The following is a 12,396-nucleotide window of genomic DNA, read 5'->3' on the forward strand; positions in this document are numbered from 1 at the left end:
AGACCGCGCGCGGCGGCGCGGGCACGCCGTAACGCGGCCTTCACCGTCACGAATCATCCTCCAGGCGGGCGGCGCGGGAGCGCAGGTAGCGCTGTTGCGGAAGACCGGCCGTCCGCCGGGCCGCCTCCTCGTAGGCCTCGCGGGCCGCCACACGATCACCGGCCATCTCGAGCAGGTGGGCCCGGACCGCGTGGAGCCGGTGGTCCTCGGCGATCCGCTCGTCGGCCGCGAGATCTCCGAGGATGTCGAGCCCCACCTGGGGACCGCGGGCCATCGAGACCGCGACGGCGTGGTTCAGCCGGACCATGGGATTGTCGGAGATCCGCATCAGCAGTTCGTACAGCGCCGTGATCTGCGGCCAGTCGGTCGCCTCCGCGCTCGGCGCCTCGTCGTGGACCGCGGCGATCGCCGCCTGGAGCTGGTAGGGGCCCGGCACCCCTCGCGGCAGCGCCTCGGTGACGAGTGCGACACCCTCGACGATGTGGCCGGCGTCCCAGAGGCCGCGGTCCTGCTCCGCCATCGGGATCAGCTCGCCGTCCGCGCCGGTGCGCGCAGGGCGGCGTGCGTCGGTGAGCAACATGAGCGCGAGCAGTCCCGCCACCTCGCCGTCGTCCGGCAGCACGCGGTGGACCATGCGAGCGAGCCGGATCGCCTCCGCCGACAACTCGCTGCGGTACAGGCTCGGTCCCGATGTGCTGGCGTAACCCTCGTTGAAGATCAGATAGAGCACGTGGAGCACGGCGCCGAGCCGTCCGGCGCGCTCCGCTCCCGCAGGCATGCGGAAGGGGATGCCGCTGTCCTTGATCCGCTGCTTGGCGCGGCTGACGCGCCGGGTCATGGTGGCCTCGGGCACCAGGAAGGCCCGGGCGATCTCCCTGGTCGTCAGGCCGCCGACCGCACGCAGAGTGAGCGCGATCTGGGACGCCGGCGACAACGCGGGATGACAGCACATGAACAGCAGGATCAGCGTGTCGTCGGATTCCGACGGCGGCGTGTCGGCGGCGGGCGCCGGCCGTTCGCCGGGCAGAGTCCACCGGGCGACGGTGTCCTCGCGGCGCCGGCGAGCCTGCTCCGCCCGCAGCAGGTCGGTCAGCCTGCGTGAGGCGACCGTGATCAGCCAGCCCAGGGGGTTGTCCGGGATCCCTTCCTCCGGCCACTGCGTGGCGGCCGCGAGGAGCGCCTCCTGCGCCGCCTCCTCAGCCGCGTCGAAATGCCCGTACCGCCGGACGACCGCGCCGAGGACCCGCGGCGCCAGCCGGCGCAGCAGGTCCTCGACCTCGGTGCCGGGCACGGAGGCGATCAGTAGTCCAGTTCCGCCTGGGATTCCGCGATCGGCCGGACGTCCGCGTAGGCCCTCGCGGCTACGTGCTCCGGGGCGGGGCACTCGCCCAGCCGGGCGGCGATCTCGGTGGCCCGGTCGAAGCTCTCGCACTCCAGGATCCAGTAACCGGCGAGGACCTCCTGGGTCTCCGCGTACGGACCGTCCGTCACGACCGTGGCGCCGTTCCCCGGCCCGAGTCTCCGCGTGTGGACCGGAGCCGCCAGCGCCCGCGTCTCGACGAGTTCCCCGGACTCCTCGAGGTCCTTGTTGAAGGCCTCCATGAAGGCGCCCAGGGCGGCGAAGTCCTCCGCGGACCAGGCCGGCGTGCCCGCCGCCTTGCCCGCCATGTTGTCGTAGTCCTGCTGGGAGGCATAGCTCAAGATCATGTACTTCACGGTCTCTCCCTTCTTCCGGCACCTCTGCGGTGCCGTACGTCAGAGACGTCGGAGCCGCCCGGCCATCCCGGACACCTGAACACCGGAGATTTCCAGATTTCCACGGAACGCGCTCCCCTGGGCTGGTTCGCGGTCACTCCGAAGGACCCGTACCGCGAGTACGAGGGCGCCCTGCCCGAGGGTGTCGAGCCGTTTCGCGAGGACACCGTGGTCAGCCCAGGAAGTCCAGCATCAGATGGGCGAGCACCAGCAGTCCGCCGACCGGAGCGAGGACTCCGACGAGCAGGATTCTGACGATCGTCGGCGGTGTTCTTCAAGGAGTCTTCGTGGGTTTCACTCCCCGCTCAGCTCGCGCTTGCGGCGCAGCAGCGTGGCACGACGGACGTGAGCGCGTACGGCGAGCACCGCGGACACCGCGACGAGGACACCCCCGGTCGCCAGCGGAAGGACCGGTCCGGCGCCCCGCTGGACGGCGATCGTCGTCACGACCGCGGTCGTCACGGCCGAAGCGGTCAGGGCGAGCCACGCGGCGATCACCCGATCGGTGGCGAACAACGGCGCCCGATGCGTCATCACCCACCCCCCGTAACTGGCCCAGGCCAGGCAGAGCACCGTGAACAGGGCGAAGGCGAGACGGGTTCCGCCGGGGAGCGGTCCCGGCTCGGTGATCAACAGCGCTCCCATGAAGACCGCCCCGGCCAGGCCCGCCGTCAGCGCCACCGCGGCGCGGATCCGCGCCCATGGCGACAACGGCAGCCGCCCGATCATCTCCTCCGCCGACACACGCGGCTCGTCGTTCATGGCTGGAATCCCCTCTCGGTCAGGTGGTCACGTAACAGGCGGCGGGCCCTGCTGAGCCGGGACTTGACCGTTCCGAGCGGAACCCGGCAGATCTGCGCGCAGTCCTCCAGGGACAGGTCCTCCAGGTAGAACAGCACGAGGATCTCCCGCTCGAGCACCGGCAGGCCGGACAGCGCGGTGACGAGCGCGGCGCGGTCCGTCGCCGCCTCGACCGGGTCGTCCATGACCGGCTCGCCGTCCGAGGTCCGCTCGGCCTCGCCGTACTCCTCCCGCAGACGGTCGGCCACCGCACGGCGGGCGATGGTGAAAAGCCAGGGTGCGAACCGGCCGGGCTCGCGCAGCCGGGGCAGCCCCCTGACCACGGCCAGCCAGACCTCCTGGGTCACGTCGTCGGCCCGCGCGGCGTCGAGCATCCGCCGCACGTACGTCCACACCGGCACGTGCCAGACGCGCACCAACTCGGCGAGCGCGGCACGCTCCCCGAGTTGGGCACGCACCACCAGCAACTCTTCGGTCATATCGTCCTCCCGTCACCCAGCACAGTCGGACGAGACGGCCTCCAGGTTCACGCGTCCTCGTGGACTCCTCATCCCGGACAGGTTGGACACCTGGTGCGCCCGGGTCAAGAATGCTCGGCGTCACGGCGTTCGAGGTCCGGACCGTCCGAGTCCGGAGCAAGGGATGTGCGGCGTATGGCCACCGAGATGCACCCGTACGCGGCGGCGGCCGTCGCGGCCCCGTACGCGCTGGACTACTACCTGGTGCTCCCGGACAGACCGTCCGCTGAGACGCCCGCGGAGGGAATCGTCGTGGAGGAGTTCGTCCTCGCCGACGACCACACGGCGATCGGCCTGGACAGCGCCGGGTGGACCGCGGCGGACGGCGACTGGTGGAGTTCGGCGGCCTTCGCCCGCGGGATGCGCGGGGACCCGGAACTACGGCGCCGCGTCGTCGCGGTCCCCCGCCGTGACGCCGAGGTCGTCTACCGGCGGCTCGGTGGGGGCGAACTGCCCGGTGAGACGGCGTTGCGGTCCCGCTTCCACGACCGTGAGCCGTTGGGCGAACCCCTCCTGCTGCTCAGCTCTCCCGAGGCACCCGCGGGCTTCCGCGAGAAGCGGGTCTATCGCGTCCTGTTCGCCGGCGAGGTGGGCCGGGACCGCCTGGCGCACCTGCGGGCGATCTGGCGGATGACGCTGTCCGACGACTTCGCCGATCCGCGAACGCGTGTGGTCGGCACGGCCTCATTGAATGTGGCCGACGACCTGTTCAGCTGGGATCTCCGCCGGATCGGTCCCGGTGTGGCGTGGTGCCTCGACCTGACCGCCTGCCTTGCAGGGCGATCCGGCGACACCGTACGGCCGCTGCTGCGGGAGTTGACGACGGTGATGCGTCACGAAGGACTGATCCCCGTGACGATCGAGCGTTTCTCCTGATCCTGGGCGGGTTCTTCAGGTCAGCCCCGGGTGGTGTAGCCCCCGTCGACCGCGAGTTCCACACCGGTCACGAAGCTCGAGCGCGACGAGGCGAGGAACAGGATCGCCTCGGCGATCTCCGACGGGCGGCCGATGCGGCCGATCGGGTTGCCGGTCCTCGCCCACTCCTCCAACTCCTGTTCGCCGAGCACGTCGACGACGGCGTCGGTCTTGGTGTTCCCGGGCGCCACCGCATTCACCCGGACACCGGTTCCGGCGAACTCGGTGGACCAGGAACGGGTGAGCGAGGCGAGTGCGGCCTTCGTCCCGCCGTACACGCCCGCGTTCGGCATGCCCTCGATGTCCGCGATCGTGGTGACCGTGACGACGCTGCCCGAGCCCCGGGCCGCCATCTTCTGCAGCAGCGGAGCGGTGAGGAAGTACGTGCCGCGCACATTGGTGTCGAACAGCCTGTCGAAGTCCTCCACGGTCTGGTCGGCGGTGGAGGCGAAGGGGAAGATGCCGGCGTTGTTGACCAGGATGTCGACGCCTGCCGCCTCCTCGGCGAGCCTGCGGACATCGTCCAGGTCGCTGATGTCGGCGGCGACATATCGGGCGGTGCCGCCCTCGGCCTCGATCTCCTTGACGACCGCCTCGAGCCGGTCGGCCCTGCGACCGGCCAGGATCACGGACGCGCCCTCGCGGGCGAACAGGATCGCGGTCGCCTGGCCGATCCCCGAGCCGGCCCCGGTGATCAGCGCCGTCTGATTCTGAAGTTCCATCTACAGGTCCTTGTCTACGCGAGCCGGACCCCGTCCGGCTCTGATCGGGCGACCCCCGTCCGTGGTGCCGCCGCCCGCTTCCGACCCGTCAAGGTACGACGAGTTCCGTACCTGTTTACACTTTCCACAGGTACGACACAAGCCGTACCTGAATCCTTTGCACCCCTTTGGCCTGGTGTGACATTCCGGGCTGCTCGCCGGAGGCGCAGCGCGGGATCGCTCGGGATCGCTCGCGCGAACTCGAAGGGAAGGCGCATGGTATGATCTACGTCGTACCTTGAGGGGAGTTCGTCATGCCGGACCCTGAGGGTCACCCCGCCGTCGAGGAGATGGAGCTCGGCTCTCTGTTCGCGGCACTCGCCGACCCTCACCGCCGTCAGGTCATCGAGGACCTGTGCCGGGAGGAGGACGGCGTCGAGCGGACCTGCGCGTCCTTCAAGCTCAACGTCTCCAAGTCGACCCTTACCCATCACTTCCGGGTGATGCGTGAGGCGGGCCTGCTCCGGCAGGTCGACTACGGCAACAGCCGCAAGGTGACGCTCCGCCGCGCGGATCTCGAGCAGCGCTTCCCCGGACTGCTCGACCTGGTCGAGGCGCAGCGGATCCCGTCCTCTCCGGACGCCGAGGCGACCCCCTCTCCCCCCGGCCCCTGAGGCGAAATCCCGCGGCCTTCTCCGCCCACGGAGACGGAGCGACACTCCCAGACCGTGCACGATCTCGGCCGGGGTGTTAATTGGTAACCAAGAATCCGATTTGATACGGTCACATGGTGCGCCTGACGAAGTTCACCGACATGGCCCTGCGCGTCACCATGCGCCTGGCGGCAGCGGAGCAGGGGGCCACGCTCACCACCCAGCAGGTGGCGGACGCGATGGCGATCCCCTACACCCACACCGCCAAGGTCGTCGCCCGCCTCCAGCACCTCGGGGTGCTGGAGGCCCATCGAGGACGTGGCGGCGGCCTGCAGGTGACCGGGTTCGGACGTGCGGCGTCACTCGGCTGGCTGGTCCGCGAACTGGAGGGCGAGGAGGAGGTCGTCGCGTGCGAGGGCGACCCACCGTGCCCGCTGCGGGCGGCCTGCCGTCTGCGGGGCGCGCTGCGCGAGGCGCAGCAGGCCTTCTACGCCGCGTTGGACCCACTGACCGTGGGCGACCTCGTCACCTCTCCGACCGGGCCGGTCCTGCTCAGCCTCGGATGATCCGGTAGCCCGAGCGAGGGTCGTCGGCGCATGCATTTTAATATGAAGATCACTTACTAATTTGGGGGACGACATGCTCTCACCGGACGCGGCGACCACCGTCCGAACCACCCTGCCCGCGATCGGCGACGCCATCGAGGACATCAGCGCGCGCTTCTACGACGGGATGTTCGCCGACCATCCCGAACTGCTGCGCGAGCTGTTCAACCGGGGGAATCAGGCCAACGGCCGGCAGCGCAGCGCCCTCGCCGGGTCGATCGCCGCCTTCGCCACCGCCCTGGTGCGGCATCCCGAGGAACGGCCGGACGCCATGCTCGCCAGGATCGCCCACAAGCACGTCTCGGTCGGTGTCACCACCGAGCAATACGAAGTGGTGCACAAATACCTCTTCGCCGCGATCGCGGACGTGCTCGGCGACGCCGTCACCCCGGACGTGGTCCGCGCCTGGGACGAGGTCTACTGGCTGATGGCGAACGCGCTGATCGCCCTGGAGGCGGGCCTGCGCCGGGACTCGGCGACGGGCTGGCTGCGGGCGACGGTGGTCGGGCGACGGCGCGAGACCGCCGACGCGGCCTCCTTCACCCTGCGGCCGGAGGTCCCGCTGACCTTCAAGCCCGGTCAGTACATCAGCGTCGCGGTCGCCCTGCCGGACGGGGCCCGTCAGATCCGGCAGTACAGCCTGTCGTCCGCCCCCGAGCGGGACGACTGCCGGATCACGGTCAAACGCGTGGGCGGCGGCGAGACCCCCGACGGCGAGGTGTCCAACTGGCTGCACGCCAACGTGGGACCCGGGGACGTGCTGACGGTCTCCCCGCCGTTCGGCGACGTGACGCTGCCCGGCGGCGACACCCCGCTGCTGCTGGCCTCGGCCGGCATCGGCGCCACTCCGATCCTTTCCATGGTGGAGCATCTCGCGGCCACCGGCTCCGCCCGGCAGGTCACCGTCGTCCACGCCGACCGTTCGCCGGCCGACCACGCGCATCGTGAGGAACTCATCCGGCTGGTCGACGGCCTGCCGGGCGCCACCCTGCACCGGTGGTACGAGGAGGCGGTCCACTGCGCCTGCCGGCCGGCGCCCAACGCCGGCTACGTCGACCTCGCGGAGATCGAGCTACCCGACCGGCTGACCGCCTACCTCTGCGGGCCGTTGCCGTACATGCGCAGTGTCCGCTCCCAGTTGCTCGCGCGCGGGGTGCCGGCCTCCGCCGTCCATTACGAGGTCTTCGGACCCGACCTGTGGCTGGGGCAGGACTGACCGGGCAGGACCTCAGGCCGCGAGAAGGCCGACGCCGAGGGTGATCACGCCCGCGGCCAGCGAGGCCGCGCCGAGCCACAGGATCGCGATGAAGCGGTTGGGCCCGGTGACCCCCCGGCCGGCCGACGAGGCGAAGAACCCGCCGGACATCAGGACCGCCGCCACCGGGACGCCCAACCGCGCGAGCCAGCCCGCCGCGCCGGTGAGAGTGGTCGCGTCCGCCAGTAGCTGGCAGACCAGGCCCAGTGTCACCAGGACACCGGCGTGAGCGTGCCCGGCACGGGCGAACGACTTCTGGAAGTCGGTCATCGGCACATCCCCACGGACGATCTTTGTCATGAACCAGCCACCGAACTCGATGGTCACGATCGTCAGGAACAGGAGGCCGGCGACGACGCGGCTGGCGTCACTCAGGGGGATCACAGCCATGGGGGGCTCCTCGTCATCACTATCTATGTACGATACGGCAGTGACGATAGATCCCGCCGGAATCACTAGTCAACAAACTTTTGACAGTTATGTCGCCGAGTTCGCCGGGCTCGCCCTCCGGCTCGTCAACGACCTCGCGAGCGAACACGCGCACGGCCGGCACGTCGATCCCCCACGCTCAGGGGCCGACCAGCTGGTGATCATCGAGGAGGCCCTGTCGGCCGACCAGAGCCTCCACACCGCCCCCTTCGGTCCCGACGGCGCCGAAGTGCTGACCGCCGCCGTCCGACGTCTTCGCGTCGCCGTCGACGCGTGCGTGGACGGCGACGTCCAGGGTGCAGCGGACGTGCTGAACGACCTGCTGGCGGCGCACAACGCGATGCCCAACCTGCACGGACGGCCCGGGCAGCCGCTGGTGCTCGCGTTCCACGCCGTCGGCCAGGGTCCGGTGGACTCCTACATCGCCGACATGGCCACCGGCATCGCGATGATCATCGGTGCGGGCCGTACGGCCAGGCTCGGCCGGTGCTCGGCCCATGAGTGCGATCGCGTCTTCTACGACGTCAGCCGCAACGCCTCGCGGCGGTTCTGCGATCTGTCCTGCCAGAACCGCGCCAAGGCGACCGCCTACCGGGCCAGGCGGGCCCACGACGCCTGAGGACGGCACGACCGCGCCTCCCCCGTCTCGGTGAGGGATCCGCGCCGCGTGCTCGTCCGGACCCGGTGCCCTCAGTAGGCGAGCGCGGGGATCGAGAAGCCACCCGCGTGCTGGGCGGCCCGGTGAATGGACCTCGGCACGAGGAGAAGGACGTTGTCACCCTCGACGTGGTGCCATGTCAGCGGGTCGGCGGGGTTGGTGCGGAACGCGACGGCCCGGGCCACGTCCGGATCCCCGTTGGCCAGCAGCCATCCGCGCGATCGCGCCAGGGCCCTGTCGGCGAGCCGTTCATGCAGATTGCGGTCGGGGATCGCGTACTGGTCGCGCGGGATGAGGGCTCGTTCCTCAGCGAATTGCGAAAAATCTGGATATCCGTTCCGGTACGGGATCGGGCGGTACCGGGCACGGATCAGAGCCACCGGGTCGTTCGGCGTGAAATCGGATTTGCCGGGCACCCCGCTCCACTCCCCCTGACGGGCCTTGCGGGGAGCGGAGAACGAGTCGATGTGCCCGTCCCCGGTCTCGCCGAAGATGAAGCACAGCGGGTCGCTGGAGAAGCGGCACCAGCGCCCGTTCTCCCGCTGCTTGCGCCAGACGTGGCCGTTCTCCATGATCACCTCTTCGGAGTACACCTCGCCCTGGATCGCCCGGCGAGCCGGGGACGACTGCGCGAGCTGGAACTCGTGCCGAAGCAGGTCGGGTTGCTGGGCCAGCCGGTCGCTGGAGAGCCCGGCCGTCGCCTTGAGCGTCCCCGGGTCGGCGACCTGGGGAGCCATCGCGTCGATCTCGGCCTTCACCCGGTTGGTGATCGACTCGCCGGCCGCCGGGGTCAGCTCCCGGATCTTGACGACCTCCTCGGCCAGGCCGACCGTGTTGCGGGCAGCCCTGGCCGCCTGGACCGAGCCCTTCAGCGTGACGAAGGCCGCCTTCAGCGCGGAGACTTCGGCGATCGCGCCGACCAGGGTGACCGCCAGCCAGAGGAACGACGGATCGTCACCCGCGATCGAATCGGCGCGGTCGAGCGAGGTCTCCTGGGTGGCCTTCTTGAACCGGTAGTCCATCAGCTCCTGGTATGCCGTCGCGATCGTCAACGCCGTGGTCCCGGCCTGCGCCGCGGTGGCCAGACCGGCCAGGACGGCCGTGCCCGCCAACCCCGCGGGAGCGGCCGCCGCGCCGGCCGTCAGGATGCCCGCCGCCACCGCGAAGCCGACCGTGATCGCCGCGAGCAGCCGCTGCCGTTCCGCGGCCTCCTCGTGCACCTGGCCCACCCGGTGCCTGACCCATTTCTCCTCGAACGGCTTGGCCTGCTTGCCCTTCAGCGTCAGATCAATGATCTTCGGGAGCTCCCACGCCTTCTCCTTGTCGTTCAAGGAGCGGGAGGCGGTGAGGTTGTCGCCGATCCGGCTGTCGATCTCGGTGACGACGTTCTTCTTGAGCCGGCGGTCGGCCAGGATCCCCCAGGTCGGCAGGTCCTCCAGGCGGCTCGCGGCCTTCCCGTCCTCGTTGTCGGTGTACATCGCCAGGGCCGGGAACGTCGCCTCGTGCGTCGTGCGCAGCTTCGCGTAGGACTGCTCCTCCTGGTACCACGCCTCGTTCGTCGTCCCGGCCGCTTCACGCAGGGCGGGATCGGGGAAGTAGGGGACGATCGGGGCCGGTGCGAAGGAGCCGGGATGGGCGGGCGTCTGGAGTTGCCTCCGCATCACACCGAAGGCGTCCTTGGCCTTCGCGGCCGCCGCGTCCGCTGAGTGGCGCCTGGCGGCGAGCGCCTTCGCGGCGGCGCGCAGCCCGTCCAGGTCGGGCTCCTCGACGGGCCAGCCCTCCCCGGTGTACTTGTCCCTCTCCTTGTTGAGCGCGTCCCGGCTCTTGGTGAGGACGATCTGGGCTCCGGCGGCCGCCTCGTCGCGGAAGCTCTCGACGTACTTGTTCCGCTCCTTCTGGAACGTCTGCAGCACGGGCTCGAAGGCGGCCTGGACCTGGTCGATCAGCGCGGGATCCGTCCCCTTCAACTGCAGGCGGAGGCGGTCCTCCATCCCCATCCGGAGGAAGGCGTACGCGAACGACTCCGCACCCTCGGCGCCCTTCTCGACGACCAGGATCTCCAGGGTGGTGCGCAATTGAGCGGGATCGCCGGCGAAGAAGCGTCCCTGGAAGGAGACCCCCGCCTGGGCCGCGGCCGGCGGCGCCCGCTGGACGGTCGGCTGCCCCGGCTGATGCCGGTCCTCCATCACGCGCTGGACGGGAGGCTCCTCGGTAAGGCCGGGATCGTGGGTGATGAGCTCCGCGGCCTGCTTGTCCTCCGCGGGGCAGGCGCACCCGGGGTCCTTCGGCGCGCACCGCTGCACGTCCACCGCCATCACACCGGGACGGCCCGGTGAGGCCGCGGCACCGCTCCGCTGCTGTACGGCGGAGGCGACCGCGCCGTTGCCCGCGGACCGCTGGAATCGCAGCAGCGTCTCCACACCACGCGGCATCCCCTGACGCGAGGCGGTCCTGTCCGGTGAAGCGCGCCGAACCTGCTGCTCACGTTCAAACACATCTGCTCCAGACGCTCGCTCCCCCCACCTTCGCCCATCCGTCTGCTCCGCCGTACGGAAGGAAGGGCGGCCTCAGGGGCGGGATCGGCTGCCCGAAGGGGCGGCCGGCGCCGGCGCGGCGACCGCGGACCCCGGCAGGGGTCTCACGGTCGCCGTGGTCGTGAGGTCCGCTACCGCACCAGGCCGAGGCCGGTGAACGAGCGGTCGTACTCGGTAAACGACTGGTTGCCGTACGGCCCGTAGACCCAGGTGCGCACGGAGTCGGCCTTGGTGTCGATCTCCACGAGGCGTACCGGGTTGGTGGTGTTGGAGTGGAACGTCTGGAGGAACGAGTAGATCTTGTTCCCGTGGACGCCGGTGTCCACCCGGTTGCCCGCGACGCCCACGTGACCGGAGAAGACGAACTTGATGTTGGCGTACTGCTTGATCAGGTTGTCGTACAGGTACTGCGGGCTGTTGGCTCCGTACGAGCCGCTCTGCTCGATGTTGCCGTTGGCGTCGATGTAGTCGTGCGTGACGACGACGACGTTGTGGTGCGGGTTGGCGGCGACGACGCTCTTGGCCCAGTTGACCACCTCGGTCCGCGGCCACAGTTCGAGGGTCATCACCAGCCACTGCACGCCGCCGGCGTCGTAGGTCGAGTAGGAGTTGTCGACCTTGCCCGCCTCGAACTGTCCCTTCACGGCGCCGTACTGGGCCGCGGTGAAGTACTGGTTGAAGACGCTTGTGTCCCGGACGAGTTCCCGCGTGTGCGCGGGGTCGCGCGCCGAGCCTCCGACACCGGTCGCCTGCGTGTCGTGGTTGCCGATCGCCAGCGAGTACGGGATCTTCGCCGTTTCGAGGGACCGCATCGCGTTCCCGGCGATCACGTACTGCGAGTGATCGGGGGTGTCCCAGTTGACGACGTCGCCGGAATGCGTGACGAACCGCAGGTCCAGCGCGGACTTGTTGCTCACCAGCCAGTCGGTGCGGTTCTTGAAGCGGGTGTCGCTCGCGTTCAGCACCTCCTGCTGGGTGTCGGGCATGACGGCGAAGCTGAACTTGGTGTCCGTGGTCGGCGTCTCCATCCGGGCGTAGGCCAGGTGGACGTTGCGGTCACATGCCGTCGTCTGCACGTCGTTGACGAGCTGGATCTTGATGGTGTGCGTGCCCGCGCCGAGCGCCGGCCCCACCCCGTAGGTGCCGTAACTCGTGGCGCTCACGATCGTGGTGTCACCGAGGAGCGTGCCGTCCGCCGTCACCCGGACGGTCGGCCAGCCCTGGCAGTTGTCACCGATCGCGCCGATCTGCACCCGGCCGGAGCCGTCGATCGTCGTGGTCGCGTAGCTGGAGTTGCTCCACAACGAGGCCTGCGTGCCGGACGCGGGCACCGGGATGCCCTTCGCCGGAGTGATCGTCCCGTCCACCACACTGAACTGCGAGGCCGGCGCGGCGCTCGCGGTGCCGGAGAGGCCCGCGGCCGCCACCGCCGCTCCCGCGATCGCCGCGATGACCGCGGATCTCGTTCTCCTGAAGCGCATCGTCGAATTCCTCCATGCACGTCATCCGCTGCTTGGCACCTGGATGCTAAGCAAGATCAGGTACGGCACATGAAAGACCTGAAACACATTG

Annotated in this window: 13 protein-coding genes; 5 read left to right on the forward strand and 8 right to left on the reverse strand. The window is 70.0% G+C overall.

All coding sequences use genetic code 11. The features are described from left to right. Window positions 1–46 precede the first annotated feature (46 nt). From Pmi06nite_RS16620 to Pmi06nite_RS16635, 4 genes are all read right to left on the reverse strand, one after another. The gene (locus tag Pmi06nite_RS16620; protein WP_203953919.1) at window positions 47–1,291 is read right to left on the reverse strand and encodes an RNA polymerase sigma factor; all 1,245 of its coding nucleotides are present in this window, start codon (window positions 1,289–1,291) and stop codon (window positions 47–49) included. Between the two features lie 8 nt (window positions 1,292–1,299). Next, a complete protein-coding gene (locus Pmi06nite_RS16625; protein ID WP_239113984.1) occupies window positions 1,300–1,707 on the reverse strand; it encodes a YciI family protein in 408 nt (135 codons plus the stop codon). Window positions 1,708–2,049: 342 nt separating this feature from the next. Beyond that, complete coding sequence (locus Pmi06nite_RS16630) at window positions 2,050–2,517, reverse strand: hypothetical protein (protein WP_203953921.1); 468 nt, start codon at window positions 2,515–2,517, stop codon at window positions 2,050–2,052. Continuing rightward, window positions 2,514–3,035, reverse strand: coding sequence for an RNA polymerase sigma factor (locus Pmi06nite_RS16635; RefSeq protein ID WP_203953922.1), 522 nt, complete (start codon window positions 3,033–3,035; stop codon window positions 2,514–2,516). The genes Pmi06nite_RS16630 and Pmi06nite_RS16635 overlap by 4 nt, the downstream gene beginning before the upstream one ends. Window positions 3,036–3,209: 174 nt before the next feature. Here Pmi06nite_RS16635 and Pmi06nite_RS16640 point away from each other — a divergent pair, with 174 nt between their 5' ends. Further along, window positions 3,210–3,950, forward strand: a complete 741-nt coding sequence (locus Pmi06nite_RS16640) for a hypothetical protein (RefSeq protein ID WP_203953923.1) — start codon at window positions 3,210–3,212, stop codon at window positions 3,948–3,950. Between the two features lie 20 nt (window positions 3,951–3,970). Here the strand turns inward: Pmi06nite_RS16640 and Pmi06nite_RS16645 are convergent, their stop codons facing one another. Further along, a complete protein-coding gene (locus Pmi06nite_RS16645; RefSeq protein ID WP_203953924.1) occupies window positions 3,971–4,711 on the reverse strand; it encodes an SDR family NAD(P)-dependent oxidoreductase in 741 nt (246 codons plus the stop codon). Between the two features lie 293 nt (window positions 4,712–5,004). Here Pmi06nite_RS16645 and Pmi06nite_RS16650 point away from each other — a divergent pair, with 293 nt between their 5' ends. From Pmi06nite_RS16650 to Pmi06nite_RS16660, 3 genes are all read left to right on the forward strand, one after another. Then, entirely contained in the window at window positions 5,005–5,364 is a 360-nt protein-coding gene (locus Pmi06nite_RS16650; protein ID WP_203953925.1) for an ArsR/SmtB family transcription factor, read from the forward strand. Between the two features lie 116 nt (window positions 5,365–5,480). After that, window positions 5,481–5,909 (forward strand): RrF2 family transcriptional regulator, encoded by a 429-nt coding sequence (locus tag Pmi06nite_RS16655; RefSeq protein WP_203954153.1) that lies wholly within the window; start codon window positions 5,481–5,483, stop codon window positions 5,907–5,909. A gap of 73 nt (window positions 5,910–5,982) precedes the next feature. After that, window positions 5,983–7,164: a globin domain-containing protein gene (locus tag Pmi06nite_RS16660; protein ID WP_203953926.1), complete on the forward strand. Its 1,182-nt coding sequence runs from the start codon at window positions 5,983–5,985 to the stop codon at window positions 7,162–7,164. 12 nt (window positions 7,165–7,176) lie between these two features. Here Pmi06nite_RS16660 and Pmi06nite_RS16665 read toward each other — a convergent pair whose 3' ends face one another. Further along, window positions 7,177–7,593, reverse strand: a complete 417-nt coding sequence (locus tag Pmi06nite_RS16665) for a hypothetical protein (RefSeq protein ID WP_203953927.1) — start codon at window positions 7,591–7,593, stop codon at window positions 7,177–7,179. Between the two features lie 40 nt (window positions 7,594–7,633). Here Pmi06nite_RS16665 and Pmi06nite_RS16670 point away from each other — a divergent pair, with 40 nt between their 5' ends. Further along, window positions 7,634–8,251 carry a CGNR zinc finger domain-containing protein gene (locus Pmi06nite_RS16670; RefSeq protein WP_203953928.1) on the forward strand — a complete coding sequence of 206 codons (618 nt, stop codon included), beginning with the start codon at window positions 7,634–7,636 and terminating at the stop codon, window positions 8,249–8,251. Window positions 8,252–8,322: 71 nt separating this feature from the next. Here Pmi06nite_RS16670 and Pmi06nite_RS16675 read toward each other — a convergent pair whose 3' ends face one another. Both Pmi06nite_RS16675 and Pmi06nite_RS16680 read right to left on the reverse strand, forming a co-directional pair. Next, window positions 8,323–10,722, reverse strand: a complete 2,400-nt coding sequence (locus tag Pmi06nite_RS16675) for an HNH endonuclease (protein WP_203953929.1) — start codon at window positions 10,720–10,722, stop codon at window positions 8,323–8,325. Window positions 10,723–10,955: 233 nt separating this feature from the next. Then, entirely contained in the window at window positions 10,956–12,305 is a 1,350-nt protein-coding gene (locus Pmi06nite_RS16680; RefSeq protein ID WP_203953930.1) for a carbohydrate-binding domain-containing protein, read from the reverse strand. Window positions 12,306–12,396 lie beyond the last annotated feature (91 nt).

The organism is Planotetraspora mira (assembly GCF_016863275.1).
Lineage (GTDB): Bacteria > Actinomycetota > Actinomycetes > Streptosporangiales > Streptosporangiaceae > Planotetraspora > Planotetraspora mira.